This window comes from Streptomyces sp. NPDC057137 (genome assembly GCF_042670825.1).
Classification (GTDB): domain Bacteria; phylum Actinomycetota; class Actinomycetes; order Streptomycetales; family Streptomycetaceae; genus Streptomyces.
Map to the genome: position 1 here is coordinate 1 of NZ_JBHUUW010000096.1, position 24,036 is coordinate 24,036.

At 69.8% G+C, this 24,036-nt stretch carries 25 protein-coding genes; 14 read left to right on the plus strand and 11 right to left on the minus strand.

What is annotated here, in order from left to right:
• Positions 1-364 precede the first annotated feature (364 nt).
• From ACFT9I_RS37575 to ACFT9I_RS37595, 5 genes are all read left to right on the plus strand, one after another.
• A complete protein-coding gene (locus ACFT9I_RS37575) occupies positions 365-1,564 on the plus strand; it encodes a S1 family peptidase (RefSeq protein WP_382571990.1) in 1,200 nt (399 codons plus the stop codon).
• A gap of 216 nt (positions 1,565-1,780) precedes the next feature.
• Positions 1,781-2,698 carry a multiprotein-bridging factor 1 family protein gene (locus ACFT9I_RS37580; protein ID WP_382571992.1) on the plus strand — a complete coding sequence of 306 codons (918 nt, stop codon included), beginning with the start codon at positions 1,781-1,783 and terminating at the stop codon, positions 2,696-2,698.
• Between the two features lie 120 nt (positions 2,699-2,818).
• Positions 2,819-4,237: a hypothetical protein gene (locus ACFT9I_RS37585; RefSeq protein WP_382571994.1), complete on the plus strand. Its 1,419-nt coding sequence runs from the start codon at positions 2,819-2,821 to the stop codon at positions 4,235-4,237.
• Positions 4,238-4,367: 130 nt separating this feature from the next.
• On the plus strand, positions 4,368-6,242 hold the full coding sequence (locus ACFT9I_RS37590; RefSeq protein ID WP_382571995.1) for an AAA family ATPase: 1,875 nt from the start codon (positions 4,368-4,370) through the stop codon (positions 6,240-6,242).
• Positions 6,243-6,320: 78 nt separating this feature from the next.
• Entirely contained in the window at positions 6,321-8,801 is a 2,481-nt protein-coding gene (locus ACFT9I_RS37595; RefSeq protein WP_382571997.1) for a hypothetical protein, read from the plus strand.
• 71 nt (positions 8,802-8,872) lie between these two features.
• On the opposite strand, the gene ACFT9I_RS37600 is transcribed toward ACFT9I_RS37595, so the two are convergent.
• Both ACFT9I_RS37600 and ACFT9I_RS37605 read right to left on the minus strand, forming a co-directional pair.
• Positions 8,873-9,301 carry a protein-tyrosine phosphatase family protein gene (locus ACFT9I_RS37600; protein ID WP_382571999.1) on the minus strand — a complete coding sequence of 143 codons (429 nt, stop codon included), beginning with the start codon at positions 9,299-9,301 and terminating at the stop codon, positions 8,873-8,875.
• A gap of 88 nt (positions 9,302-9,389) precedes the next feature.
• Positions 9,390-9,989, minus strand: a complete 600-nt coding sequence (locus ACFT9I_RS37605) for a TetR/AcrR family transcriptional regulator (RefSeq protein ID WP_382572000.1) — start codon at positions 9,987-9,989, stop codon at positions 9,390-9,392.
• Between the two features lie 226 nt (positions 9,990-10,215).
• Here ACFT9I_RS37605 and ACFT9I_RS37610 point away from each other — a divergent pair, with 226 nt between their 5' ends.
• Complete coding sequence (locus ACFT9I_RS37610; protein WP_382572002.1) at positions 10,216-11,742, plus strand: MFS transporter; 1,527 nt, start codon at positions 10,216-10,218, stop codon at positions 11,740-11,742.
• A gap of 88 nt (positions 11,743-11,830) precedes the next feature.
• Here the strand turns inward: ACFT9I_RS37610 and ACFT9I_RS37615 are convergent, their stop codons facing one another.
• Both ACFT9I_RS37615 and ACFT9I_RS37620 read right to left on the minus strand, forming a co-directional pair.
• Positions 11,831-12,631, minus strand: coding sequence for an SAM-dependent methyltransferase (locus tag ACFT9I_RS37615; RefSeq protein ID WP_382572003.1), 801 nt, complete (start codon positions 12,629-12,631; stop codon positions 11,831-11,833).
• On the minus strand, positions 12,628-13,758 hold the full coding sequence (locus tag ACFT9I_RS37620) for a helix-turn-helix domain-containing protein (protein ID WP_382572005.1): 1,131 nt from the start codon (positions 13,756-13,758) through the stop codon (positions 12,628-12,630). The genes ACFT9I_RS37615 and ACFT9I_RS37620 overlap by 4 nt, the downstream gene beginning before the upstream one ends.
• On the opposite strand from ACFT9I_RS37620, the gene ACFT9I_RS37625 reads away from it, so the two are divergent.
• Positions 13,746-14,213: a hypothetical protein gene (locus ACFT9I_RS37625; RefSeq protein WP_382572006.1), complete on the plus strand. Its 468-nt coding sequence runs from the start codon at positions 13,746-13,748 to the stop codon at positions 14,211-14,213. The two genes, ACFT9I_RS37620 and ACFT9I_RS37625, sit on opposite strands and share 13 nt — an antisense overlap.
• Before the next feature lie 337 nt (positions 14,214-14,550).
• The gene (locus ACFT9I_RS37630) at positions 14,551-15,237 is read left to right on the plus strand and encodes an SDR family NAD(P)-dependent oxidoreductase (RefSeq protein WP_382572007.1); all 687 of its coding nucleotides are present in this window, start codon (positions 14,551-14,553) and stop codon (positions 15,235-15,237) included.
• An 84-nt stretch (positions 15,238-15,321) separates the two neighbouring features.
• On the opposite strand, the gene ACFT9I_RS37635 is transcribed toward ACFT9I_RS37630, so the two are convergent.
• Complete coding sequence (locus tag ACFT9I_RS37635; protein WP_382572008.1) at positions 15,322-16,608, minus strand: helix-turn-helix domain-containing protein; 1,287 nt, start codon at positions 16,606-16,608, stop codon at positions 15,322-15,324.
• 196 nt (positions 16,609-16,804) lie between these two features.
• Between ACFT9I_RS37635 and ACFT9I_RS37640 the strand changes: the two genes are divergently transcribed.
• The gene (locus ACFT9I_RS37640; RefSeq protein WP_356595216.1) at positions 16,805-17,245 is read left to right on the plus strand and encodes a hypothetical protein; all 441 of its coding nucleotides are present in this window, start codon (positions 16,805-16,807) and stop codon (positions 17,243-17,245) included.
• Between the two features lie 157 nt (positions 17,246-17,402).
• Entirely contained in the window at positions 17,403-18,077 is a 675-nt protein-coding gene (locus ACFT9I_RS37645) for a class I SAM-dependent methyltransferase (RefSeq protein WP_382572009.1), read from the plus strand.
• Between the two features lie 11 nt (positions 18,078-18,088).
• Here ACFT9I_RS37645 and ACFT9I_RS37650 read toward each other — a convergent pair whose 3' ends face one another.
• Together ACFT9I_RS37650 and ACFT9I_RS37655 are read right to left on the minus strand one after the other, a co-directional pair.
• On the minus strand, positions 18,089-18,301 hold the full coding sequence (locus tag ACFT9I_RS37650) for a DUF397 domain-containing protein (protein WP_382572010.1): 213 nt from the start codon (positions 18,299-18,301) through the stop codon (positions 18,089-18,091).
• Positions 18,298-19,128 carry a helix-turn-helix domain-containing protein gene (locus ACFT9I_RS37655; RefSeq protein ID WP_382572011.1) on the minus strand — a complete coding sequence of 277 codons (831 nt, stop codon included), beginning with the start codon at positions 19,126-19,128 and terminating at the stop codon, positions 18,298-18,300. The genes ACFT9I_RS37650 and ACFT9I_RS37655 overlap by 4 nt, the downstream gene beginning before the upstream one ends.
• A gap of 298 nt (positions 19,129-19,426) precedes the next feature.
• Between ACFT9I_RS37655 and ACFT9I_RS37660 the strand changes: the two genes are divergently transcribed.
• Positions 19,427-19,633, plus strand: a complete 207-nt coding sequence (locus ACFT9I_RS37660) for a hypothetical protein (protein WP_382572012.1) — start codon at positions 19,427-19,429, stop codon at positions 19,631-19,633.
• Between the two features lie 19 nt (positions 19,634-19,652).
• Here ACFT9I_RS37660 and ACFT9I_RS37665 read toward each other — a convergent pair whose 3' ends face one another.
• Positions 19,653-19,952 carry a hypothetical protein gene (locus ACFT9I_RS37665; RefSeq protein WP_382572013.1) on the minus strand — a complete coding sequence of 100 codons (300 nt, stop codon included), beginning with the start codon at positions 19,950-19,952 and terminating at the stop codon, positions 19,653-19,655.
• 264 nt (positions 19,953-20,216) lie between these two features.
• Here ACFT9I_RS37665 and ACFT9I_RS37670 point away from each other — a divergent pair, with 264 nt between their 5' ends.
• Both ACFT9I_RS37670 and ACFT9I_RS37675 read left to right on the plus strand, forming a co-directional pair.
• Complete coding sequence (locus ACFT9I_RS37670) at positions 20,217-20,501, plus strand: hypothetical protein (protein ID WP_382572015.1); 285 nt, start codon at positions 20,217-20,219, stop codon at positions 20,499-20,501.
• 116 nt (positions 20,502-20,617) lie between these two features.
• A complete protein-coding gene (locus tag ACFT9I_RS37675; protein WP_382572017.1) occupies positions 20,618-21,010 on the plus strand; it encodes a peptidase inhibitor family I36 protein in 393 nt (130 codons plus the stop codon).
• Between the two features lie 22 nt (positions 21,011-21,032).
• Here ACFT9I_RS37675 and ACFT9I_RS37680 read toward each other — a convergent pair whose 3' ends face one another.
• Together ACFT9I_RS37680 and ACFT9I_RS37685 are read right to left on the minus strand one after the other, a co-directional pair.
• Positions 21,033-21,455, minus strand: a complete 423-nt coding sequence (locus ACFT9I_RS37680; protein ID WP_382572018.1) for a PPOX class F420-dependent oxidoreductase — start codon at positions 21,453-21,455, stop codon at positions 21,033-21,035.
• Positions 21,452-22,366: an NAD(P)-dependent oxidoreductase gene (locus ACFT9I_RS37685; RefSeq protein WP_382572019.1), complete on the minus strand. Its 915-nt coding sequence runs from the start codon at positions 22,364-22,366 to the stop codon at positions 21,452-21,454. The genes ACFT9I_RS37680 and ACFT9I_RS37685 overlap by 4 nt, the downstream gene beginning before the upstream one ends.
• An 82-nt stretch (positions 22,367-22,448) precedes the next feature.
• On the opposite strand from ACFT9I_RS37685, the gene ACFT9I_RS37690 reads away from it, so the two are divergent.
• Complete coding sequence (locus ACFT9I_RS37690) at positions 22,449-22,838, plus strand: MerR family transcriptional regulator (protein ID WP_382572020.1); 390 nt, start codon at positions 22,449-22,451, stop codon at positions 22,836-22,838.
• Positions 22,839-22,953: 115 nt separating this feature from the next.
• On the opposite strand, the gene ACFT9I_RS37695 is transcribed toward ACFT9I_RS37690, so the two are convergent.
• Positions 22,954-24,036: enterotoxin A family protein (locus ACFT9I_RS37695; RefSeq protein ID WP_382572021.1), on the minus strand; the 1,083-nt coding region annotated here is incomplete at its 5' end.

The following is a 24,036-nucleotide window of genomic DNA, read 5'->3' on the forward strand; positions in this document are numbered from 1 at the left end:
GCTCCGCCATGCCTCCCTCCTCCGCCTTGCGATCCACGGCACCAGACCCCGCTCCCTGATCCGGCCTGATCGACAAGACACCCCCTAGGCCTCGTCCGAGCCGCCCCGGCCGACTTCCTCTCAACAGTTTTCCGCAACTCTGTTGAAAATACCTTCCCGGCCAGGCCTTGTCCGGAAAGGGAGCGTTCAGCGAGAGTTCATCCCGCGACGCCCCACACACCCCCCATCCACGTCGCCGGACAGAGCGCCCACCCACGAATGCACGCGTCGACCGGCCCTGTTCCGCGGATTCCTCGGACTCCCGGTTTCCCCAAGGGTTCGACGCGCGCTGTTCGGCGCTGCTCCGATAACGAGAGGAAGCACCGTGCAGGTTTCCCGGAAGTACCTCGTCGCCGCCGTCACCGGCGTCCTGCTCTCGGCCTCCGCCGTGACCGGCGCGCAGGCCGCCGACCCGTCCGGTGCCACGGGCCAGGCGCCCCGGTACCAGCCCGAGATGGTCGCGGCGCTCGCCAAGACGCTCGGTGGCAGCGAGCAGGCGGCCGTCGAACGGCTCGACCACGAAGCCGCGCAGCAGCGCGAGTTGGCCGCCGTGACCAAGCGGGGCATCAAGACGGACGGTGCCTTCTTCACCAAGGCGGGCACGCTCACGGTGAACGCGACGGACGCGAGATCCGCCGCCCAGGTGGAGGACGCCGGCCTCACCGCCCGCGTCCCCGAGCACGGCAAGTCCGCGCTGGACCGGATCAAGAGCGAGCTGGACGCGAAGGCCGCCAAGCAGGTGCCCGTGGGCGTCTCGTCGTGGTCGGTCGACCTCGCGTCCGACACCGTCACGGTGGAGGTGAGCAGCGACAGCGGCACCGCCGCCCGTTCGTTCATCAAGGCCGCGAGCAAGCACGGCGACGCCGTCCGTGTCGTCCGTGGCCAGGAGGGTCTGGAGACCCAGGCCGTGGTGCCTCCGGGCAGCCGGATGACGTTCAACGGCTACATCTGCTCGGTCGGTTTCGGCGCGCGTGACGCCGCGGGCAAGCAGTACCTGGTGACCGCCGGCCACTGCATCGAGGATCTGCCGGACCTCGCGTACAACAACGTCAAGTTCGCCAAGGGCACGAACTCGCGCTTCGCCGTCGGCACGCGCAGCGTGGACATGGGCATAGCGGCGGTCGACGCCGAGGACTCCATAGGCACGCAGGTCACCACGTACGGCCAGGCCGGGAATGTCGCGGTCCGTGGCGGTACGCGGGCGGCGACGGGCGCGGCGATGTGCAAGTCCGGTCAGACCACCGGCTGGACCTGCGGCACCGTGCGCTCGTACAACGTCACCGTCACGTACACCGACGCCAACGGCGGCCCCGACACGGTCGTCACGGGCCTCGGCAGCTCCACGGTCTGCACCGAGGGCGGCGACAGCGGTGGCGCGTACATCTCCGGCAACCAGGCGCAGGGCATGACCTCCGGCGGCCCGATCGGCCAGAACTGCACCGGCGTGAACACCGCCGGCTCCTCGTACTTCCAGCCGCTCAGCGACGCGCTCTCGCACTACAAGCTGACGCTCAACACCAACTGATCCCCGGGATCAACTGATTCCCAGGACCAGCTGACCCGCAGGACCAGCTGACCCGCAGGACCAGCTGAGCCGATTTCCCGCTCTCCGATGCCCCCGGAGAGACGCGGCGGAGCCGCCCACCCTTCCCGGTGGGCGGCTCTCGTCGTCCGCATACCATCGGGCGGGGAGACATGGGCGCAGAGACACGGGCGCAGAAACACGGCGGGAGCGGGGCCGATGGACGCGAGCATCTCCGGAGACGTGGAAGTGACGTTCGCCGAGGTCTTCCGTGATGCCCTGCGCCGCCGCGGGCTGTCCCTGGACCGCGTACGCGACCGGCTCGAAGCCCAGGGCATCGGCGTCAGCCTCGCCACCCTCAGTTACTGGCAGCGCGGGCGCAGCCAGCCGGAGCGTGCGCAGTCCCTGCGGGCCGTGGACGCGCTGGAGGAGATCCTCGCCCTGCCCGAAGGCGCCCTCCGCTCGCTCCTGCGCCCCGGCCGGCCGCGCGGCCGTACGACGTCGGAACTGCTCGACCTGTCCGCCTCGCACCGCGTCTTCGGCGAGAACTCGGACGTGGAACAGGCCCTCGGCGCGGACTTCGCGCGCTTCAACGAGGACGTCACCTCCCTGGTCATCCACGAGACGGTCCACCTCGACGCGGAACGCTGTATACGGCAGCTGTCCGTGAACCAGGTGCTGCGCGCCACCCGCGACGGCGCGAGCCGGATGACCGCCGTGCATGTCATCGACGACCCGGCGACGGCGTCGGTCGATGTCGCCGTGCGCTGCGGGAAGCTCGGCAGCGTGCAGTTCCTGCCGGAGCGGCAGAGCATCGTGACGGAGATCCTCTTCGGCGGTGAACTGGCCAAGAACGAGACCGTGGTGATCGACTACACCATCTCGCTCTCGCCGTGCCGCGAGGTCTCGACGTACCACGAGCGCCGTACGCGGGTGAGCCTGCGGGAGTACCTGCTGCACGTCTACTTCGACCCGGGCGCGCTGCCGGTGAGCTGCCACCGCTACTACCGTGAACGCATCGGCGCGGAGAAGACCAGCAGCCGGCAGATCGCGCTGGACGTCTCGAACTCGGCGCACATGCTGCCGCCGAAGTGCCCGGCGGGGATACACGGCATGTCGTGGGAGTGGCCCGCCTGACGGTCCGGGTCCCGTCCTCCTCTTCCACTTTCGATCCACTCCCCGGGCGCGGCATCGAGGTTATCCACAGGCTCATGCGACGCCCGGCGGGATGTCAGACCCCGCCGCTAGGGTTTTTCCATGACCGAAACGTCCGCGACCAGGCTCACGCAGGCCGTCGAACTGCGTGACTGGCGACGGCTGTTGGACGATCCGCCCGACCCCGTCGTCACCGAGAAGGGCCGGCTTCTGAAGGAAGCCGCCATGCTCGACTTCGGGGTGCGGGAGAGCGCGATCGCCTCCTGGCTGTACACGAAGTGCCACCGGCAGATCCCCACCCTGGCCGTGGAGACGGCGGCGGTGGTCGCCACCGGCGACGGCAGCTGCGTCCTTCTGTACAACCCGGAGTTCTTCGCGGCGATCGGCGCGGACGGCGTGCGGTTCGTGCTCTTCCACGAAGCGCGCCATCTCATCCACCGGCATCTGTACGTGGACGCGGAGCTGCGCGAGGACGACGTGTTCACGCTGGCCGCCGAGGTCTCCATCAACCATGTCGTGATGCAGCGGCTGCGCGCCAAGCTGCCCACACTCCTGAAGGGGGATGTACGGGAGCCGGTCGGGATCGATCCGTATCTGATCCACGCCCGGTACGAGGAGGATCTGCGCGCCCAGGACCTGGAGCCGCTGTCGTACCGGCACTTCGTCGAGACCGACATGAGCGTGTACGGCGAGCTGAAGCGCATGAGCGACCCGCCCGTGCCCGCCGGCTTCGGGGCAACCGCCTGCCCGCATCTGCGCGTCGGCGGTCTCCCCCTGGACGACGAGACCGTGAGCCAGGTCGTGGAGGGCGTCCTCGCGGACGTGCTGCGGGCCGCCCTGCGCGGCGAGGGCCCGGCCCGCGAGGAGATCCTGCATCTCGCGGACCGTTCCGAGGGCGGCAGCGACCGGGTCGCCAAGATGTGGGGCCGCCTCGGACTGGGCGCGCTGCGCGGCCGGACCGAGCCCACCCGCCGGGTGGAGTGGTGGAAGCGCTGGCTGACCGACACGCTCGCCTCCAAACTCCGCGACGGCGAGCGGCTCGTCTACCCCAGGAAGCACGGCGCGGTGCTCCTCGCGCTCGGGCACGATCCGATGCTGTCCCGGCGCGGCAAGGAGCGTACGAAGGTCGTGGTCGTCGCCATCGACACCTCGGGCTCCATGTCCCAGCGGGTGATCGACTGGCTGCTCACACTGATCGGCCGCACGGATGGCGTCGAGACGCACTGGCTGAGCTTCGACGGCGAGGTCATGCCGTTCGTCGCGGGGGAGCGCGTGACGGGCGGCGGCGGGACGGACTTCGGCAAGGTCGTCGAGTACGTGGAGGGGCGCCGGGAAGTCGGCGGGAAGCGGTGCGAGGTGGAGCCGGACGCGGTGATCATGGTGACCGACGGTTACGCGCCGCATGTGACCCCGGCCCGGCACGAGAACTGGATATGGCTGATCACCGACGACGGGGACGAGTGGCCGGACAGCCACAGCCCGCCGATGGCCTGCCACCGCGTCACGACCGGTGACGGCTGACCGCGCGGTCTCCCTCTTCCGGATGTCTCCGGACGACTTTGTACGTCGGCGCGCGCCTGCGCGCGCCCGGCCACCCCGCACGCATCGCGCATCCCGACGCACGCACGCACGAGGACTGGATCCCATCACCGTGACCAAGACCGACCCCGCCCACGACATCCCCTGGCCCGTCACGGCCACCTACCCGAAGCGGCCGGCCGGCCGTCAACCGGGCGGGCGACTGGCCGAGTTCATCGACGCCATGATCGCCATGGGACAGACCGGCCAGGTCTTCGGCGAGCACGGCATCGGCAAGACGTCCACCTTCCTCAGCCACATACCGCGCGTCCACCCCGGCACACGCGTCGTCCTCGTCCCGGCGGCCAACCTCACGCCCGACGACCTCCTGATGAACGCGCCCGTGCGGGACGACAGGACCGGCGAGCTGGTCCTCACTCAGCTGATCATGAGCCAACTAGCCCCCGGTGAGCCCTTCGTGCTGCTCATCGACGACTCGTTGCAGGCCGGCCGGACGATCCAGTCCCAGCTCATGCAGATCGCCTGCGACTGGACCCTCGGCGAACACGACCTGCGCGCCCTGGGCTGCGTCGGAGTCTTCCTCTCCGACAACGAGTCCCTGACCGAGACCGGCTCCGCCCGAAACGACCTCGCCGTGCTCGACCGCATGGTCACCCTGCGCCTCACCGCGAACGACACGGCCTGGCGCCACACCCTCGCCGCGCGGTACGCCGACCGGGACCTCGGTGAGGTCTTCCGGATCTGGGCCGCCCTGACACCCCGGCTGCGTGCCCTGCTCTCCCCGCGCACCCTGGAGCACGTACTGGACTGCGCCCGCGCCGGCCTGCCGCTGAGCTGGGGACTGCCCCTGGTGGGCGGGGTGCGGATGCGGCTGCGGGACCTGCGGAAGGACGGCACGGAGGGCACCGACCGTACGGCGGAGATCCTGGACGCGCTCGCGACCGCCGTCGGCGCGGCCAACCCGCGGACCGTGGCCGATCCCGTACGCCGCATCCTGCGCACCGCCCTGCGGGAGAACTGGGCGGTGCTGCTGCAAGGGCCGCCCGGCTGCGGAAAGACGGAGATCACCAAGAGCGTCGTACGGGAGGAACTCGGCGCGGAGCCGGTCTACTTCTCGCTCCCGGTGACCAACGTCGAGGACCTGTGCGTGCCGGTGCCCACCCCCGACGGGCGGCTGGACACCCTGCTGACCCGGGCGCTCTCGGGGCCGGGGGAGAAGGTGATCGTCTGGGACGAGTACAACCGGCCCAAGGACAAGGCCGCGTTCGCCAAGCTGATGGAGATCACCCAGGAGTGGACGCTGGCCGGGCGGCCGGTGGAGGGCCTGCGCGCCCAGATCGCCCTGCAGAACCCGCCGTACCACCTGGGCAGAAAGCTCCAGGTCAGCCGGAACAACGTGGCGCAGGCGAGCCGCTTCACGGTCAGTTACGAGGTGCGGCCCGAGGACATCCCGGCGAACGAATGGCTCATCGCGGCGTACGGCGAGGTGGCCGAGACCGTCCTCGAATGGTGGAAGAACGACATCGACGACGAGGCCCGCGACTGGATCACCAAGCGCACGCTGGAGCGGCTGATCAAGCTGCATCGGGCCGGCCAGCCGCTGATGTCCGGACTGATCTATCTCGGCGAGGGCGAGTTCGCACCGGTGCCGCTGACCGCGCTCGAAGCCAGACTGGAGGGCATGGGGCAGGAAGTGGCGTTCGGCTTCAAGGAGTTGGTGCGGGACATCGACCTCTGGGAGAAGCGCCTCGCCGTCACGTCGGAGACCTCGTCCGAGGGGACGAACGACACGGACGTGGTGCACCGTGTGCTGGCCAACGCCGAACTGTCGCAGCTCAAGAAGCACGGTGAGGTGGTGGCGCGTGTGCTGCGCCACCTGCCGCCGAAGCTGCGGGCCACGTATCTCGTGGGCCAGACGGCGGCCCGGCAGACCTACTGGGTCGGTGCGCTGGCCCGGATGAAGGAGCTTGCCGCGTCGTCGTCGTGAGTCGCACCCCGGCCGCCCTGCCCTAGGCCCCAACCCCCGCTCTCCGAGCGCCACTTCGAGGAAGTCCGAGTCACCACGATGCGTCTCGCCGATCACCACGTCGTATCCGCCGCCTACGCACTGGCCGACCAGGCGCTCACCCGCGCCTTGATCCCCCGGATCCGGGAGGAGACCGTCGAACTGCTCCGCAGCGCCGCCCCGCTGCCCCAGCTTCTCCTGGAAGAGGTGCTCGCCTCGCGGGATCCCGAGCTGTGCGCCGCGCTCGTCTCGTCCGCCGTGCATCGTGGGTATGTGTTCGGCAGGCTGGCCGCGCTGGGCGATCCCGCGCTGGCGACGAGTCTGTACGGCGCACGTGAGTGGGAGCGCACGCCCGCCCAGCGGTCGGCGGTCTGGGAGGGCGCGGCGGCCACGGCCGACGACCCCGGCTGGCGGGCGGCGGACGGCCTCCTGACGAAGCTGATGTCGTCCATGAAGCCGGAACTCCTCGAACCGGCGCTGCTGGCCCCCTTCCCCGAACTGGCGGCGCACGCGCGGAGCGTCCTCGACGACAGGGCGAAGCGCGTCTCCACCCGTCCGCCGGTCAACGCCCGCCCGGTGAACAACACCCCGCCGAAGACCCACCCGACGTGGCGACGCAGGCCCCGGACGACGAAGGAACTGGTCGGGGACCTCCGGGACAAGTCCTTCTTCGGCGAGATAGACCTGCCGACGGCTCCGGACGCACTGGACTGGGGCGAACTGGCCGCGGAGCACCGTGCCGACCCGTTCTACGTGGGACGGCTCCGCATTCTGTGGACGCACCCGGGCTGCCCGGAGGAACTGACCCTGAGCGCGTTCGAGAAGACCGGAGACGGCGCGGGCCCGTCGATGCTGACCACCGCCGCGCTTGAGTCCGCCGACGGGGAGGCATTCGCCCGCCTCCTGCGTCCCGGTATCTCCTCCGGCGCGTTTCCGGTCGACCGGGTCCTGCGGGAAGTCGGCCCGGCCCGCAAGGTCCTGTGCTCGCTGCCGGACAACCACGCGGGGGTACGAGCCGCCCTCGTCGCCCAAGTGGCCCGGCTGGGCTCGGACTTCGCGCCATGGCGTGCGGTGTACGCGCTGCTTCCGCGCTTCTCCGGCACCGTCACCGAACTCGTCGACGCCGCGCTCGCCGAGACGCCGAAGCACCGTGGCAAGACCTGGCCGAAGCCGGTGGGGCCGGAATTCCCGAGCCGTCCGCAGTCGGGCGGCCGGGCGGCGTGGCTGCGTCTCTACGACGCGGCCGATCACCCGACGCGGTGCGTGCTCGGGGAGCACATGGACGGGCGCGCCATCCAGCAGTTGCTGCTGTGGCACCGGCCGAGCCCCGAACTGCGGGCACACATCGTCCAGTCGCGCGGCCCGTCCGTCCTCGCCGGCATCGCGTCGGACTGGCAGACCGCGCCGGAGGTGATCGAGGAACTGATTCCGTACAACGACTCCGAGGTCAACGCCGCGCTCTTCCTCAACACCGACCTCACCACCGCCCAGCGCCGCCACATCCTCTCCGGCCGCCGCTGGCAGGACGGCGTCTCCGCCGACACCCCGGCCGCAGACCGGCTCCCGCTGGCGGAGCCCCTGATGGACGGCGTGCGGGAGAGCGCGCGGCGACCCTGGCTGCTGGCCTGCGCCGACTCGGGCGACCCGCTGCTGTGCCGCATCCTGCTGGGCACCTCACGGGCGAAGATCCACACACCCGCGCTGGAAATCCTCATGCTGGTACGGCTCTGGGAGCGCCACGGCCCGGACGAGGTGCGGGAGTTGCTGGACGAGACCGACTTCCCGGGCCGTAAGCAGTCCAAGCACCCGCTGTCACAGAAGACCTTGGCGGCGGGGCGTACGGCGCTGGACGCGGCGGCCGAGGCGGAGGCCGAGCTGGACGGACTGGCCCTTCTCCGCGCCGCGTTCGAGACCGCCGCGGGCCCGGCGGGGCGGGCGGACTTCCTGTGCGACAAGGGGGCGGGCATCGAGAGGGACGACTTGCAGAAGGCCATCGACCTCTTCGAGGAGGAGATCGGCCCGGGACCCGTTCCCTGGGCTGAGCTGGAAGCGGGCCACGGTGTGAAGCCCCTGCACGACCGGCTCCTCGTCCGCCTGGCCGAACTGGACGGCTGCCCGCCCGCGCTCACGGCGGAGTCGGCCGACGCCGGTCTGCGCCTGTCGCACCCGGAGTACCGGCCCCGCCGGGGAGTGCAGCCGCCCACGGCGTCGGAGATGCTGAAGAAGCTTCCGCTGCAGGTGGACAACGGTGGGTGCCGCTGGCTGGAGAGGGCGCACCACCTCGGTCAGGTCACATTGCCCGAGGTGGTGCTGACCGGCTTCCCGGCGCAGGCGACGGTCGCTTTCCTCACCAGGGCGCTGGCGCCGGGGGACTCGCCCGCCACCGAGGAGATACGGGAAACCCGCCGCGCGGTCGCCGCACTCGCCGCCGAACACCTGGCGGACAACCCGGAGGGCTGGGCGTTGGCACTGCGCCTGATCCCGGACTTCGAGGGCACGCTGCCGGATCTGCTGCTGGCGTCGGGCGCGGTGCTGAGCTGACCCGACCCGACCCGACCCGACCCGACCCGACCCGACCCGAGCTGGGCTGGGCTGGGCTGGGCTGAGCGTGCTTACGCGAAGCGCGACACGTAGCGCTTCTGCCACGGAGTCTCGACCGCGTGCCGCGAGTAGTGCGCGCGCACATAGGCGACGGCCTCGGTGTTCGGCACTCCGTCGAGGACGGCGAGACAGGCCAGCGCCGTACCCGTACGCCCCCGACCGCCACCGCAGGCGACCTCGACGCGTTCGTCCCCGGCCCGTGCCAGCGCCTCGCGCAGCGACTCCGTGGCCCCGGCCCGGTCGGCCGGCAGCCGGAAGTCGGGCCAGCGGACCCAGCGGGCCTCCCACTCGACGGACGGCGGCTCCTTGCCCAGCAGATAGAGAGCGAAAGCAGGCGTCGGACCGGCGGGGAGGGGGTGCCGGAGACCCCGGCCACGTATGAGCCGGCCGGAGGGCAGTCGCAGCACGCCCGCTGCGGTGGGTTCCCAAGTAGTGATCACAGAGCCGAGATTAAGCATGGGTACGGGGTGGCGGTGCCTGTTTCGCGGATCGCGAACGACAACCGCCTCTCGCCCGTGGCTTCCCGCCTCAGCGCTTCTCGGCCGCCGCGATCCCGTCCAGCACGTACCCCAGGCCCGTCACGAACGTGCCGTCCCAGTCGTCCTCCAGCATGTACTCGTTCGCGCTGAGCGTCGGGTACTCGTCGCTCCGGTCCCGTAGCCGCTGCTGAGCCGTCTCGCGGTCCTCATCGGACATCTGGAAGCTGGCCCGCGCGACCGTCGCGCCCATCAGGTAGTCGTAGAGCGTCCATGTCGCGGCGTGCAGATGCGTGCCGGTGAAGCCGGGCCGTACGAGGGTGGCCTGCAGGAACTCCATCCGGGCGAGCAGGTTCGGGCCCAGGGTCGGGCGCTGGAGCAGCGCCGCCGACCAGGGGTGGCGGAGCATCGTCGTACGCCAGTCGACCAGCAGCGCGACGATGGCGGCGCGCCACTCGGTGTCACCGGTATCCGCCGGGCGCACCGGCGGCAGTTCGCCGAGGATCGCGTCGAGCGCGAGGTCGACGACGTCGTCCTTGGTGTCGACGTGCCAGTACAGCGTGGTGACACCCGAGCCGATCCGCTCGGCCAGCCGGCGCATGGTCAGCCCGTCGATGCCCTCCTCGTCCAGCAGGGCCACCGCCTCCTCCACGATGCGCGTCCGGGTCAGCGGGGGCTGCTCGCGCGCGGCCCGCGACTCCCGCAGCCAGACACTTTTCGCACCGCCCGCACGGCCTGTGACCTGGCGTTTCTGGCCGCTCTGCTTGCCCTTGATGGCCCGTACCTCCGCTTCACCGGTGTCGCCGTGAGCCTAGTATGGCGCTCGACCGGAACGACGTACCGGTACCGGTACAACGTACTAGAGGGGTGGAAGACGCATGCGTCAGCAAGATCGGAAACAGGAGCCCGCAAGAGAGGCGGCGGAAGAGACGGCGGCGGGTGGGCCGCCGGATCCGAAGCGCTGGTGGCCGCTCATGGTGATCGCTCTCGCCCAGCTCATGATCGTTCTGGACGGCACGATCGTGAACATCGCGCTGCCCTCGATGCAGAGCGAGTTGGGCATGTCGGACGGTGACCGGCAGTGGGCGATCATCGCCTACGTCCTGCCGTTCGGCGGCCTGCTCCTGCTCGGCGGCCGGATCAGCGGGCTCGTCGGCCACCGCCGTACGTTCCTGATCAGTCTCATCGGCTTCGCCGCCGCGTCCGCGCTCGGCGGCGCCGCGAACGGCACCGGCGTGCTGTTCGGCGCCCGCGCGCTGCAAGGCGTCTTCGCGGCGGCCATGGCCCCGGCGGCGCTGTCGCTGCTGACGCTGACGTTCACCGATCCGAAGGAGCGGGGGAAGGCGTTCGGGGTGTACGGCGCGATGGGCGCGGCCGGTTCGGGGGTCGGGCTGCTGGCCGGCGGGGTGCTCACGGAGTTCCTGGACTGGCGGTGGTGCCTGTGGGTCAACGTGCCGATCGCGGCGATCGCGCTGCTCGGACTGCCGTACGTACGCCGTGACGAAGGAACCGGAAGCCGTAAGGGGTCCGGCGCCGGGATCGACATCGCCGGGCTCGACATCCCCGGGGTGCTGCTCAGCGTGAGCGGCCTCACCGCGCTCGTCTACGGCCTGAGCCGGGCTGAATCACGCGGCTGGGACGACCCGTTGGTGCTCGTCCTGCTCTTCGCGAGCGTGGCGCTGCTCGTCATGTTCGGTGCGGTCGAGGCGCGCGTACGCCAACCTCTGCTGCCCCTGCGGGTGTTGAGGCACCGGGCGCGCGGCGCGGCGTTCCTCGTCTCCGCGTTGATGCTGGCCGCGCTCTTCGGCTGCTTCCTCTTCCTGAGCTACTACGCGCAGACCGTCCTCGGCTACTCCCCCGTCGAGGCCGGTCTCACCATCATGGTGCTGGTCGTCGGGTCCCTGATCGGCTCGATGCTGATCGCGGGCCGTCTGCTGTCCCGTGTGAGCATCCGGACCCTGATGGTCCCCGGCCTGCTCGCGATGGCCGCCGGGTTGCTGATCCTCTCCTCCCTGGAGGCGGACAGCGAGCACGTACTGGCCCTGTATCTGACCCCGGCGCAGCTCCTGATCGGCCTGGGCCTCGGCGTCGTCCTCACGGCCGCGACGAGTCTGGCGACGGCGGAGGTGAGCTACGCGGACATGGGGACGGCGTCCGCCGCGTTCAACGCCGGGCAGCAGGTGGGCGGTGCGGTGGGCACGGCGCTGTTCAACACGGTCGCGACGACGGCCACGGCGGCGTATCTGCGTACCCACGGCTCCGGTCCGGACGCCGTGACGGCGGGCACCGTCGACGGCTTCGGCGTCGGGCTGCTGGTGGCGATGGGCATCATGCTCCTGGCCGCCGTGGTGGCGACGGTGCTGCTGCGCCCGCGCCGCACGACGGAGGTGGCGGCGGCCGGCTGACCGTCAGGTCGTATACGTACGTACGGAGCGGGCGGGCGGACAGCTCGCTCGCTCCGTACGACCGTACGACCCGTACAACCAGTACGCCCTACGGCTTGACCGCCACGAACCCCCACTGGACACAGTCGGCGGCCCCGTCCGGGACCGCTTCCCCGGCCGGTACGAGAAGTTCCGGCAGCGGGCGCAGGCCCGGCGGGAGCAGGTCCAGTCCGCGGGCGCAGGCGGCGATCTGGTCGGGCGTACGGGCGAGATAGGCCCCTTCGGGGTCGGCCGCCACGTAGTGCTCCTGCATCTTGAGCACGCCGGGCGTCTCGATCGTGTCGCACACCGCCAGGTAGGAGCCGGAGACGAAGCGGCTCGTGTACGCCGCGACGAGGTCGGCCGCCTCGGTAGGGTCGAAATGGCCGAGGGTGGAGAGCACGAGCAGGAAGATCGGCTCGTCCAGGTTCAGCGTCTTCGACACGCCCTCCAGAACGGCGTCCACGTCACGGAAGTCCTGCTGGAGGTAGTGGATCTTGCCTTCGGGTGAACTCCGCAGCGAACTCGCGTGGTTGAGGACGACGGGGTCGTTGTCGACGTACACGACGCGCGAGTCCGGAGCCGCCTTCTGCGCCATGCCGTGCGTGGCGCTCGCGGTGGGAATGCCCGTGCCCAGGTCCAGGAGTTGGCGGATCCCGCCCTCACGGACGACGTAATCGGCCACCCGCTCCTGGAAGGCGCGCGACTCCATGGCCGCCGTCTTGATCTCCGGGAAGGCGTTCAGCATGACATCGGAGAGATCCCGGTCCACCTGGTAGTTGTCCTGGCCGCCTTGGCAGTAGTTCCAGATTCGCGCGGAGTTGGGGAGGGTCGGCATGACATTGGTTCCGGGGCGTACGGAGTCGCTCATCCGAAGTCCTTACTCGTCAGGGGCAGGGGGGTGAAGCGAGGTGGTGCGTATCCACTGGTCACGTCCACCGCCATTCGGTAGTTCTCCACTGCGTCGGAGTCGTCGGTGATGAGCGTCATGGCCGGGTGGAGACCGATCTGGATCAGCCTCTCACCCATCCCGAACTCCTTGAAGCGGAGAATTTCGAGATGGCCGCAGAGACTGATGGCCAGCGGGTGCGGTACGCCGGACGGAATGACCTGGATGGCCACCGACGAACCGACGTCGGCGATATGGGCTTCAAGATAGTCGAGTTGACGGGCCATCACCCCGGGTCCGCCCACACTGCGCCGCAGGGTCGCCTCCTCCAGCAGCACCCACAGGCCGGCCCGGTCCTCGTGGTTCGCGACGCCGGGCCTGCCCTGGATGGTGTGCTGCTTGCGGGCCTCCAGCAGTTCCAGCCGAAGGCGCCGCACGGCGGGGTCCTCGTACGGGTTCCGAAGACTCATCAGGGCTTCCGCGTACTCCGTGGTCTGGAGCAGGTCCGGCAGCACTCCCGGCGCGTACGAGCGGATGCCGGTCGCCGCGGACTCCAGATCGATGACGCCGACCTCGGCGACCTCGCGCCACGGGTGCCACCATCCCGGCTTCTTCGCCTCGTCCAGCGCGCGAAGGACCTCGGTGCGCTCGGCGGTGGGCGTGCCGTAGAGGTCGAGCAGTACGGCGACCATGCGGGGATTCGGCACCGTCTCCGCGTTCTCCCAGCGCGCCGGTGTCGCCCGGTCCTTCTTGATCGCCTCCGCGACGCCTTGGAGCGTCATGCCGGCGCCTTCACGCCGACGGCGCAGATCCGCCCCGAAACACCGCAAAGCGACCGTGGGGCCGGATCGTGGCTGACTCACCGGGCCCTCCTCGCGGTCGCGGGTGGGGAGGGACTTTTCCTCTCCGTTCAGCGCCGACCACGATACCGCCGATCGGAACTCTGTCACGTTGCAGAGTGTCCTGGACGTGGCTACGATGGAACACGGAGTTCCCCTACGCGGCACCCCCCAGACCGCCGCGCCAGGGTCGGGAACCGACCCCGCCGGCACGCTGCTCAGGCGTGAGGGGCGGGGGGTCACGGAGAACCGATGCCATGCACGTTTCACTACCGGCCGTTCCGGAGCAGATCCAGGTCGCGCGCCGCATCGTCCGCAACGAACTGGCCGGACTCGGCTGGCCCGAGGCGAAGATCGTGGCCTGCGAAGAGGTCGCGGCTCAGCTGGCCGGGCACGCCATGAGTGTCGTCGGAGTCAGCGGCTACTACCTCGGAGTGACGAAGCGGTCCGGACCGGAGGACGCCGTCGCCATAAGAGTCAGCGTCACGATCCTGGACGCGCCGCCCGAGCCCGGCGAAGTGGCCACGGTGCCGTCGCAGGGCGGCCCGGTGGACCGGGCCGTCGTCGGTGACGGTGCCGATTTCGGTGACGACGACTGCGTGAGCCTGGCCGAGGTCCTGACGAAGCGGTGCGGCGCCCAGGTCAACATCGTCGCGCAGCAAGGCAGTTGGGCGGCCTCGGCCACCCTCCCGGCCGAGGTGCCCTGCCTCAGCGCGCAGCCGTGAGCGTCCGATTGCTCCGACTGCCCCGGTGGAAACGCGTACCGACGCTCGTATCGCTGATCGGTGGGCACGGCCCGACGGGCTCCGACCAGCCCGTCCTGGACGTCTTGGAGAGGCCGCAGTGGACGCATTGAGGGGTGCCGCATCCGATGAGCCCGCGCACGACACCGCTCCGGCCCACGCCGGCGCGCGTCACGGGGGCGCCCACGCGGTGGGTGCCGCCGCCGGTCATCGCCTGCCGCGGCCTGCGCGCGCCCGCAGATGGACCGCCTGGTACCGGCCGACGAGCGCGGAGCCGCAGGTTTCGTTGCGCGACCGCGGAGTCACGCACAGTGGGGGAGTGGCAGACGTGAGCCGTTCGGTGCTGGTTGTCAGCGGGGCGAGCGGGAGCGCCGAGAGCGTGGCCGCCGCGTACGCCCGTCAGGACGACTGGGTCGGGTTCCTCTACGAGCGCGGGACGCCTCCCGACGAGCTGTACAACGTACGGTGCGATGTGAGCGACGGCCTTCAACTGGACGCCGCCGTATCGGAGTTCGAAACCGGCCACGGAGTCGTGGACGTCCTGGTCGTGGACGCCGACCGGCACGACCGCCAAGGCGACGAATCCTCCCTCGCGGCGGCGGCCGGAACCCGGGCCCGCGCGAACGCGATCATCGGCCGCACACTCCCCGGCATGCGCGAGGCCGGCCACGGCCGGATCGTCCTGATCGCCTCCACGAAGGGCCTCGGCCGCGGCTCCGCCCTGGCGGGCGGCGCCCCGCACGCCGACCTGATGAGCCTGGCGTGGCACCTGGTCCACGAGTGCCGCGGCTCGGACGTCACGGTCAACGTCATCACCTACGGAACCCCCCAGGACCTCCCCCGCCAGGGCCGCGCCCACCGCGCCCAGCAGATCGCGAACCTGGCGATCCACCTGACCCGCCCGGAGGCCACGGACACCGGAGCGGTGATCCCGATCGAGGTCCTGGGCGCGATCCCCGTACTCGGCCCGATACGCACGGACGGAGCGTCGTACCAGGGCCGCTGACCGCCGCGCCTCGGGGGACCCCTCAGCCCCGGAGGCGCGGCACACTCTTCACGGGCGCGGTCAGGTGGTGACGTACGGGTCCTGTCAGCTGGTGACGCCGACGGCCGCGACCAGTGCTCGTACTCCGGGAACCCGAGCGTGACGCGTACGGAGACCGGTGACGATGTTCCGGATCGCCGGGCGGTCTCGGACCTCCGCCGGAGAGACGCGAACGGCGGCCAGCAGCTCGGCTGCCGTCTGCTCGGGCTTCACCCACTGCCACCACGCACGGGCGAGGTCCGTGTGCATGCGGCCCTTGCGCTCGGCGGTAGGGAACTGCTCGGTCCGCAGTCGGCGACCTGCTTCGAGTGCCGCTCCCGCGTCACCCAGAGCCCAATGGACTCCGACGGCGTAGAGGTCGACGGCGGCCGGGGTGATGGGGAAGAGACGGCCGGTAGGAGCCTCCTGGGGCAGGGCGCGCGCCGCCAGGGTGGCGGCATGGATCATGGCCGTTGCCTGGTCCCTGTCGCCGGCACGAGCCGCGGTGTACGAGGTCGTGCACAGCATCTGTGCGTACGCGGCGGCCTGGGCGTCGGTCCGTAGGCCCGTCTCTTCGACCTTTGAGACGGCATCAAGGATATGCCGCTGGGCCGACACGGGCTGGTCCTGGTGACGGAGCACGATGCTCAATTCGCGGGCCGCCGCTGCGGCGACGAGCGGCGATCCGGACCAGTCGGCGTACACGGTTGCCCGGTCCGCGCTCAGCCGGGACTGCTCGTACCGACCGATTTTCGTGAGTACTTGACTGGCCAGGCTGTAGGTCGCCGACAGGCGGGCGAGGGGCAGAGGTTCGCGGGTCCGCGCAACGTGATGGGCGTCAGCGAGAAGCCCGGGGAGGGACGCCAGAAGTTTGTCGTGGCGACCGGCATCGAAGTGCGCCCTGGCCACGGCCAGACGGCCGTCCAACGGTACCGACGAACCGGTGGGGTCGGGCATGCTGGCAAGAGCGTCGTCCAGGCCGCCGAGAAGCGCGGCGGGACCGGCAAGGCCGGCGGCGAGCAGTGAGCGGCGGCGCATCGGGTCCTCCTCGGGACAACGTGGCCAATCCGGCGCAACTCTAGTGGCCGGAGGCACCACAAGACCGAGAGACGCGGCTAGGACATGCATCGGCATGCCCACCTCCCGGGCGGCGTGCCGGACGAGATCCAGATCGGCGCGTCGCCCCTGCTGTTCCAGCCGTGAAACGGTTGACGCGGAACACCCGATCCGGCTGCCCAGTTCGGCCTGACGCCACCCGTGACCCACGCGACCCAGCCGTATCAGACCCCCCGGATCCTGAGCGGCGACAAGCGTGCGAACCGTGCCCGAGTTCCACAACTGATCGGCACGCACCGGGCCTCCACTCGCCATTTTCCGGCAGGGCTGCCTGCTCAACGTAACCGGTCCGGTGCGAGTCGTACACGGCGCGTGCACGTTCTGCAAACGGCTTGCGCGAGACGCCAACTGATCACCGCAGCGGGCCGGTTGGCAGTGTCGTGAGAGGACGAACTCCACCACCGGGCGGAGTTCGGGCGCATCGGAGGCCAGCATGGCAACTGCCGTCAGGACCACGCTCCGTGATCCCCGCGACTACGTGAAACCGGAGGTCTGGGACCGCGAGATCCAGCTCCTCATGAGGGACTACCCGTTCGACGAGGTAATGGCGACACGGCTCTTCCACGCCGCCGTCTCCTACCTGATCACGGCTATGGAGAAGTGGGGCCAGGGTCTGGAGATGTGCTGCGGGCGAACCGTCGACATCGCCGTCCATGTCTTCATCCTCGACACCCGCAACTACCGGGAGTTCTGCCACCGGAACTTCGGCGGACGGTTCCTGGAACACATTCCTGAGATCGACTTCAAGTACGACGGATCCGTCGAGCGGACCGCGCAGATCCTGGCCGACAACGGCTTCGGCGTCGACTGGAAGCTGTGGGAAGCCGACTACGGCAAGTGCGGCCCGTGCCGCCCGGGGGAGAACTGCCACTGAGCGGCCACAAGAGATCGTGCCCGAAGGTGCCGTGAGCGCCTTCGGGCTCTCATGGGTTCGACCGCCGACATCGTTGGCTCATTCCCCCTCGGAAGGCAGGACGGCGCAGGTACGGTGACCAGCTCGACGAGCCTCACCGACCACCCCGAGGTGTTCCATGCCCCGTGCGCCACAGACTCCCGCCGAGTACTGGGACACCTACATGCCGCACCGGGAGGCCGGGGAACAGCCGCGCCCCGTGGTCGGACGTTTCGAGTGGACGCAGTATCCCGGCCACGGCCCGGACCATGAACTGCTCGGCCGACCGGCGACCGCGCTGGATCTGGGACCGGCGGAGGGCAAAGAGGCGGTCTGCCTCGCCCGTCAGGGCGTCGAGGTCAGCGGCGTTGACCTCTCACCCGTGCAGGTGGCCCGCGCGAGTACCTGGTGGAGGGACGAGCCCCGCCTGACCTTCGTCCACGCCGACGCGACCGAACACCTGGCGACGAAAACCGCCACGTATGACGCCGTCTACTCCGTCTGGGGCGCGGTGTGGTTCACCGATCCGGAACGTCTGTTCCCGTTGGTCGCCAAGAGGCTCGCGCCTGGTGGTGTCTTCGCCTTCAGCCAGGCGGAGCCGGTCCCCGGCGCGTACGGGGCGCAACCCATGGGCGGCCCGTGGCTGGAGGGCCGCAGCGGTGAACTGACCGTACTCCGCTGGCAGTACGCGCCCCAGATGTGGGCGGACCTCCTCAAGAGGCACGGTTTCACCGGCGTCACCGCAGACGTGCTACCCGCTCCCGTGCCCGACAGGCTGGGCACGCTGCTCGTGAGCGCGCGGGCCCATGTATGACGGGCGGGGTCCTACGAGGTGCCTTCGCCGGCGGCGTACGCGACGAAGTCGGCCCAGGCGGTGGGGGTGAGGGTGAGGACGGGGCCGGCGGGGTCCTTGGAGTCGCGGACCGGGACGGTGCCGGTGGTGGGGATGTGGGCGGGGGCCCATTCGACGCAGCCGCCGCCGTTGCCGTTGCTGTATGTGGACTTGACCCACTGAGCGTGAGCCAGGCTGCTGCTCATGACGGAAGTGCCTCCATGACTGCTCGGATGAACGCCGCTGAGTCCTTCGGCGACAGGGCACTGGCCCTGAGCAGATCGTAGGCGCGCTGCCGGGCCCTGACGAGTGTCTTTTCCTCCAGCAGCGTGCCCGTGGCGATGCTCTCCTCGTACGCGACTTGGGTGCCCTTTTCGAGCGTCAGCAACGTCAGTGATCCGTTGGCCAAGGCATGTCCCCCGTGCTCGAACGGGAGAACCTGGACGATGCTGGTCGGTGTAAGCGTCAGCTCGATCAGTCGGGCCAGCTGAGCCCGCATGACGGCGGGGCCGCCGTACGAACGCAGCAGCACCGCCTCGTCCAGGATGGCGGAGAAATCCGGTGCCGGGTCGGTGATGAGCAGCGTCTGCCTGCCCATTCGCGCTGCGACCAGTTCATCGATCTCTTCCCGCGTGGCCTTCGGGTTGTGGATCTCGAACAGCGCGCGGGCGTACGGCTCCGTCTGGACAATGCCCGGTACGAGTTGGCTGGCGTACTCCTGGATTACGCGCGCCCGCGCTTCAAGGTCCATCCGTCGCTGGTACTGATCCGGGTGGATCTCCTTCCGCGCCAGCGCGTACAGCTTCCCGAAGATCCCGCCCGTCCCGAACGCCGCGTCCAGGCGGTCCGGCAGGTCCTCCGGGATCATCGTTTCGGCCGTTTCGAAGCGGGCCAGGGCGCTCTTCGAGTACCTGACCACCATCGCCAGGCTTTCCAGGCTCATGCCCGCCGCCTCGCGGTAGCGCCGCATCTCGGAGCCGAACAGGTCGCGGGCCGAGCGTTCCGGTGACAGCTCGCGCGGTCGTGGTGCCATCGGCGAACCCCTTATCCCCGTAGTTGTGTTGGGAGACAAACGGCTTCTGATCGTACGCGCGACGACCGATTCTTGATGCACAGACGGTAGTGACGCGATGACGGAAGGCGCACCCCTCCATGTGCGAACAGGGACTCGAAGAGTCCGCCCCAACACACCCCGGCACGGCGGAACTTGAAGCCGTCATCCATGCCGGAGGCTTCTGGCGGCTCGTGCCCGAGGGTGTGCCGCGCGTCTATGACCCCGTCACCCGGGAGCTGTTGGAGCGCGTGCTCCACCGATTGAGGCGAGGTACGGAATGACGCAGAGCAACGCCCGCAGGCAACTGGCGCGGCTGACGGAGCGGTTCGGTACGGACGGCGTCCTGGTAGTCCGTACGGACGGCCGCCGTTCCGAGGAGCCCCTGCTCCCCGGGGACGCCGTCCACCGCTGGCCGCCGTGCGAGTGCGGGCATTCGCTGTGCCCGGACTACCGGCCGTCGGAGCCGGGTTCGGGCGGTGCGTAGTGCCGGGTCGCGCCAACCGCTACTGGAGAGGGGTTTCCCCGCCTTCGGTCGTCTCGACCCGTGCGATCGGCAACCCCAGTTCGCCCAGCCGCTCCACGGCCCAAGCCACGGCCTCTTCCAAATGGGGCGCCCGCACCACGCAAGGGAAACGCGTGGCTTGTTGATCCTGCTCCCAGCCGACCTGACCGCCGGCGAGGGCGTCCGTATGGTCGAAACGGTCGGACTGCTCCTGCGTCGGCTCGTGTTCGGGGTACATGACGAACGACCACTCACGCACAGCCGCTTCGACATCCGACTTCGGGTGCCGGTCACCTTTCATACGGTAATCACCTCCAGGCACCCTGCAACGAATGGCAGGGCAACAGGACACGGGATCGGGCGTCGGGGAGCGGCTGTGGCTGCGAGGCGCGGGGCACGCTCCACCAACCCATGGGCGCGGCGACACGAGCGCGCTCGCCGCTGGCCGCCACCTGGCCGCCGTGCGAGTGCGGGCACTCGCTGTGCCCGGACTACCGGCCGCCGGGAGGGCGGTTCGGGCGGTACGTAGTGCGCAGAAGTACCGCAGTGCTGCGGAGTTCTGCGCATGGATGCCTATCCCCTCACCGACACGCGCGACAAGCGCGGATCACTCGCCCGCCAGGGTCCGGCTGAGCTGGAAGAGCTCGAATATCAGCGGGTCACCGCGGAGTATCTGGCGCGCAAGGAACGTGGGGAGACCGGTCCCGGTATCCCGCATGACGAAGCCCGTCGTCGGATCTTCGGGGCTTCGGCCGGGCGTAGCTCACGCCCGGCCCCGTGGAGCGACGGCCCGTTGGCGGGCGATCTTCGCGCCGTACCCCCGGCGGCGCACCTCCGTGCGCCCCCATGAGCACAACATCGCGCCGACGCCCCGGCATTGGCAGCCGTGAATTCGAGGAGACAACGTATGTGAAAGCAATGCCCGGACGTCCCGGCATTGCGGGAATCGAAGGAAAGGCATCCACAATGCGACGGTTCACCGGACTCTCTGCCGCACTCTCACTCGCCGCGATCGCGGCAATGGCGTCCGCGCCCAGCGCCCAGGCGTCCACCGCGAGCCCCGAAACGGCCAAGACGATCACCGCGTACCAGGACTGTCCGGTCGGCTGGTTCTGCGCCTGGGAGGACAGAGGTGGATGGGGGGACATGGCGCGCTTTCAGCTGGGCTCCGACGACCTTCGTGATTTCCGGCTGAACGACAAGATCTCCTCGGTGTGGAACAGGACGGGCAACACCTTCTGCACGTGGCTGAACATCAACCGCGACGGCGCCTCGTGGGCGGTGGGGAACTGGCGGGGCGACACCGTCCAGTACAACCGGGAGGACAACATCAGCTCGCTGTGGGTAGGGGGCTGCTGATCGCCCCGCCGGTGCCCCGCCGTCAGGCGATCTTCGCGCCGTACACGTGGTCCACCGTCATCGTCATCAGGACGCGGCGGTCCGACACCATCACCGCGCGGTACTCGTCCCAGTCCGGGTGTTCCCCGGAGGCGCGGCGGTAGTAGTCGACCAGGGCCTCGACCTCCGGGCCGTGGGGGTCGGTGCCGGGGCCCGTGAGGGTGACCGGGCCCTCGGCCGTCGCCCAGGACCAGCCGTCGGGGCTGGTGACCTCCAGGGCGGCCCGGGGGTCCCGGCGCAGGTTCGTCGTTTTGGCGCGGCCCTCCGTCATCGATACGTGGAGGACGCCGGCCTCCTCGTCGTAGAAGGGCATCACCGGGGACAGCTGCGGCAAGCCGTCCGACTTGATCGTGGCGAGGACGCCGAGGCGGCTCGCCGCGAGCAGCGTGCGCGGGTTGAAGGTCATGTCTGTTGATCCCGTTCTTCCGAGGGCTTGGAGGGCTTGGAGGGCGTGCGGAACTGCTCGATCAGCGTCGCGTAACCCTCGCCGCCACGACCGGCCGCCACGGCCCGGTCCGCCAAGGACTTCATGAACTTCGGGAACTCGGCGCTCACGCCGAGGGCTTCACTCTCGTGGACGAGGTGGCCCATCGACGCCACATGGGTGTCCAGCGTGGCATCGATGGCCGGGTACGCGCCCTTGTCGATCTGCTCCGCGTAGCCGCCGACCCAGTCCGCCACCGTTTTGACGCTCCGGGTCGCGAGCGGCGCGAACGTCGAGGCGTCCACCCCCGCCGCGCCGAGCACGGCGGCGCCCTGGAGGAAGCTGTTCAGGACGCCCCACATCAGGCCCAGCACCGCCACGTCGTGCAGCGACGACAGACCGTGGTCCTCGCCGAGGTGCGTCGTGCCCCCGCCGAGAAGTGTGAGCGTCGGCTCGTGCGCCTCGAAGGCCGCGCGCGGCCCGCTGTAGAGGATGACGGCGTCCGCCGTGCCGACGCCGTCCGGGTCGGCCAGTATCGCGCCGTCGAGGTACGTACTGCCGTGCCTCGCCGCCCACTTGGCCGTCGCGCGGGCTCCCTCGGACGTGCCGGACGTCAGGTTCACCAGGACGCGGCCGTCGAGTACGTCGCCCAGCGGGTCGAGCAGCGCGTGGACGGCGTCGTAGTCGGACACGCAGACGACCACGAGCGGGCTCGCCGCGACGGCGTCGGCGACCGAATCGGCGAGCTTCGCGCCCTTGGCGACGAGAGGTTCGGCCTTGGCCGCCGTACGGTTCCACACGGTCGTGGGGTGGCCCTCTTGGAGGAACGCCTCGGTCAGGGCCCGGCCCATCAGGCCCAGGCCGATGACCGTCACGGGTGCAGCATCACTCATTCTTCGCTCCTCGGTATGGCTTGGGTGCGCGTGACAGAATCCTCAACGTTCATACCGATATGAAGGTCAAGGGGGAGCCGACATGCTGATCGGGGAGCTGAGCCGGCGGACGCGCGTCAACGCTCATCAGTTGCGGTATTACGAGGCCCAAGGCCTGCTCGAACCGGCGCGCGGCGCCAACGGCTACCGCGAGTACGGGAGCGATGCCGTCGTGACCGTGACACAGATCAGACGGCTGCTCGAAGCGGGGCTCTCGACCGAGGAGATCGCGTTCCTGCTGCCCTGCGCGACCGGCGTGGGGCCCGAACTCATGCCGTGCGACGACGTCTTGGAGATGCTTCGGGCGCGCCAGCGGGGACTGGACGACCACATCGACACGCTTCTGCGCTCGCGCCGGACGTTGCAGGAGTTCATCGAAGCCACCGAGCGGCAGGCGTCGCCGTACGTCCTGTCCGGGGCGTGCGACGCCTGAGCCGCGCCTGAGCTACGCCTGAGCCGCGCCGGAAAATGGCCCACCGGGCCGTGGGAATCCCACGACCCGGTGGTGAGCGGCCGGTGCCGCCCGGTAGCGGTCGGTGCCGCAGCTGTCAGCGCTCGTTCGGCGGCTCGTAGTAGGGGTTCTCTATGAACTCGCCCGTGGGCTTTCCGGTCGAGTCGAGCTTCCAGGCACCCTTGATGTACTTCGAATCTATCCCGCCGGGGAAAGCCATCTCGCTCTCCCCGGGATGGGGGCTGTTCTGCCCGAAGGTCTTGTTGACGTCGATTCCGCCCGGCGCATCGATCTCGTAGCGGTAATCCTGCCCGTAGAACGGCACCGGCTTCTCCTTCGTCGTTGTCGAGACGAAGCCGGAGTCCCTGTTGTTGTTCTTGACGTAGTCGTACAGGTCCATGTTCTCCGGGTCCTTCGGCTCGAAGTCGTCCACGAAGACGTCCTCCGGCGGACGGTCGTCGAAGCGGTACAGAGGCTCGTCCGTGTCGCGCCACTTCACATTGTCCGGGAGCTTCGACGTGTCGACGTCCTTGACCGCCACCTCGGGGTTCGGGTTGTCCTTGGGGTTGGGCTTCGGGAGGTCGCAGCCGTCCGCCTCGGGCTCCGGCTCGGGCTCCGGCTCGTCGTCGGGCTCGTCTTCGGGCTCGTCGTCGTTCGGCGGGTTGTCCGGCGGCGGATGGATCGGCTCGCCGGTGAGTCCGATCTTGTTCTGGAGGCTGTCCTTGAAGTTGTTGTAGGTGTCGACGCCGGAGAGGGTTGATGCGGACAGCGCGTCCATCATGCTCAGCGGGGACGGGGCTCCGGAGCCGGCTGCGTAGACGACCTCACCGCCACTGGCCGAGGCGAGTGTGTAGCGCCCGCTGCCGGTTGCGCGCGCGGTGGTACGGACGCCAACGTCCGTACGAGGCTCGTCCCAGGAGATCAGGCGGGGCCCACCGCCGCCGCCGCCGGAGATCCCACCGATGCCGCCGGAGGCCCCACCACCGCTGGTACCACCACCGGAGTCACCGCCGCCGCCACCGCCGGAGCCGCCGCCGTTGGAGCCGTCCAGGCAGTCGTTTTCGTCGTCTTTGTCGTCGTCCTCGTCGTCCTTGTCGTCGTCCTCCGGGGGATCATCCGGCTTGGGGACGTCCTCGCAGTACTGGGTGATGCCCCAGGGGGCCATGACCGGATTGCAGAC

Coding starts and splice junctions, on each gene's coding strand:
- ACFT9I_RS37660 (WP_382572012.1), top strand. CDS start 19,427: ATGACGCAGAGCAACGCCCGCAGGCAACTGGCGCGGCTGACGGAGCGG.
- ACFT9I_RS37655 (WP_382572011.1), bottom strand. CDS start 19,128: ATGGCACCACGACCGCGCGAGCTGTCACCGGAACGCTCGGCCCGCGAC.
- ACFT9I_RS37685 (WP_382572019.1), bottom strand. CDS start 22,366: ATGAGTGATGCTGCACCCGTGACGGTCATCGGCCTGGGCCTGATGGGC.
- ACFT9I_RS37625 (WP_382572006.1), top strand. CDS start 13,746: ATGCACGTTTCACTACCGGCCGTTCCGGAGCAGATCCAGGTCGCGCGC.
- ACFT9I_RS37595 (WP_382571997.1), top strand. CDS start 6,321: ATGCGTCTCGCCGATCACCACGTCGTATCCGCCGCCTACGCACTGGCC.
- ACFT9I_RS37665 (WP_382572013.1), bottom strand. CDS start 19,952: ATGAAAGGTGACCGGCACCCGAAGTCGGATGTCGAAGCGGCTGTGCGT.
- ACFT9I_RS37580 (WP_382571992.1), top strand. CDS start 1,781: ATGGACGCGAGCATCTCCGGAGACGTGGAAGTGACGTTCGCCGAGGTC.
- ACFT9I_RS37615 (WP_382572003.1), bottom strand. CDS start 12,631: ATGAGCGACTCCGTACGCCCCGGAACCAATGTCATGCCGACCCTCCCC.
- ACFT9I_RS37610 (WP_382572002.1), top strand. CDS start 10,216: ATGCGTCAGCAAGATCGGAAACAGGAGCCCGCAAGAGAGGCGGCGGAA.
- ACFT9I_RS37645 (WP_382572009.1), top strand. CDS start 17,403: ATGCCCCGTGCGCCACAGACTCCCGCCGAGTACTGGGACACCTACATG.
- ACFT9I_RS37675 (WP_382572017.1), top strand. CDS start 20,618: ATGCGACGGTTCACCGGACTCTCTGCCGCACTCTCACTCGCCGCGATC.
- ACFT9I_RS37585 (WP_382571994.1), top strand. CDS start 2,819: ATGACCGAAACGTCCGCGACCAGGCTCACGCAGGCCGTCGAACTGCGT.
- ACFT9I_RS37680 (WP_382572018.1), bottom strand. CDS start 21,455: ATGACCTTCAACCCGCGCACGCTGCTCGCGGCGAGCCGCCTCGGCGTC.
- ACFT9I_RS37690 (WP_382572020.1), top strand. CDS start 22,449: ATGCTGATCGGGGAGCTGAGCCGGCGGACGCGCGTCAACGCTCATCAG.
- ACFT9I_RS37670 (WP_382572015.1), top strand. CDS start 20,217: ATGGATGCCTATCCCCTCACCGACACGCGCGACAAGCGCGGATCACTC.
- ACFT9I_RS37640 (WP_356595216.1), top strand. CDS start 16,805: ATGGCAACTGCCGTCAGGACCACGCTCCGTGATCCCCGCGACTACGTG.
- ACFT9I_RS37650 (WP_382572010.1), bottom strand. CDS start 18,301: ATGAGCAGCAGCCTGGCTCACGCTCAGTGGGTCAAGTCCACATACAGC.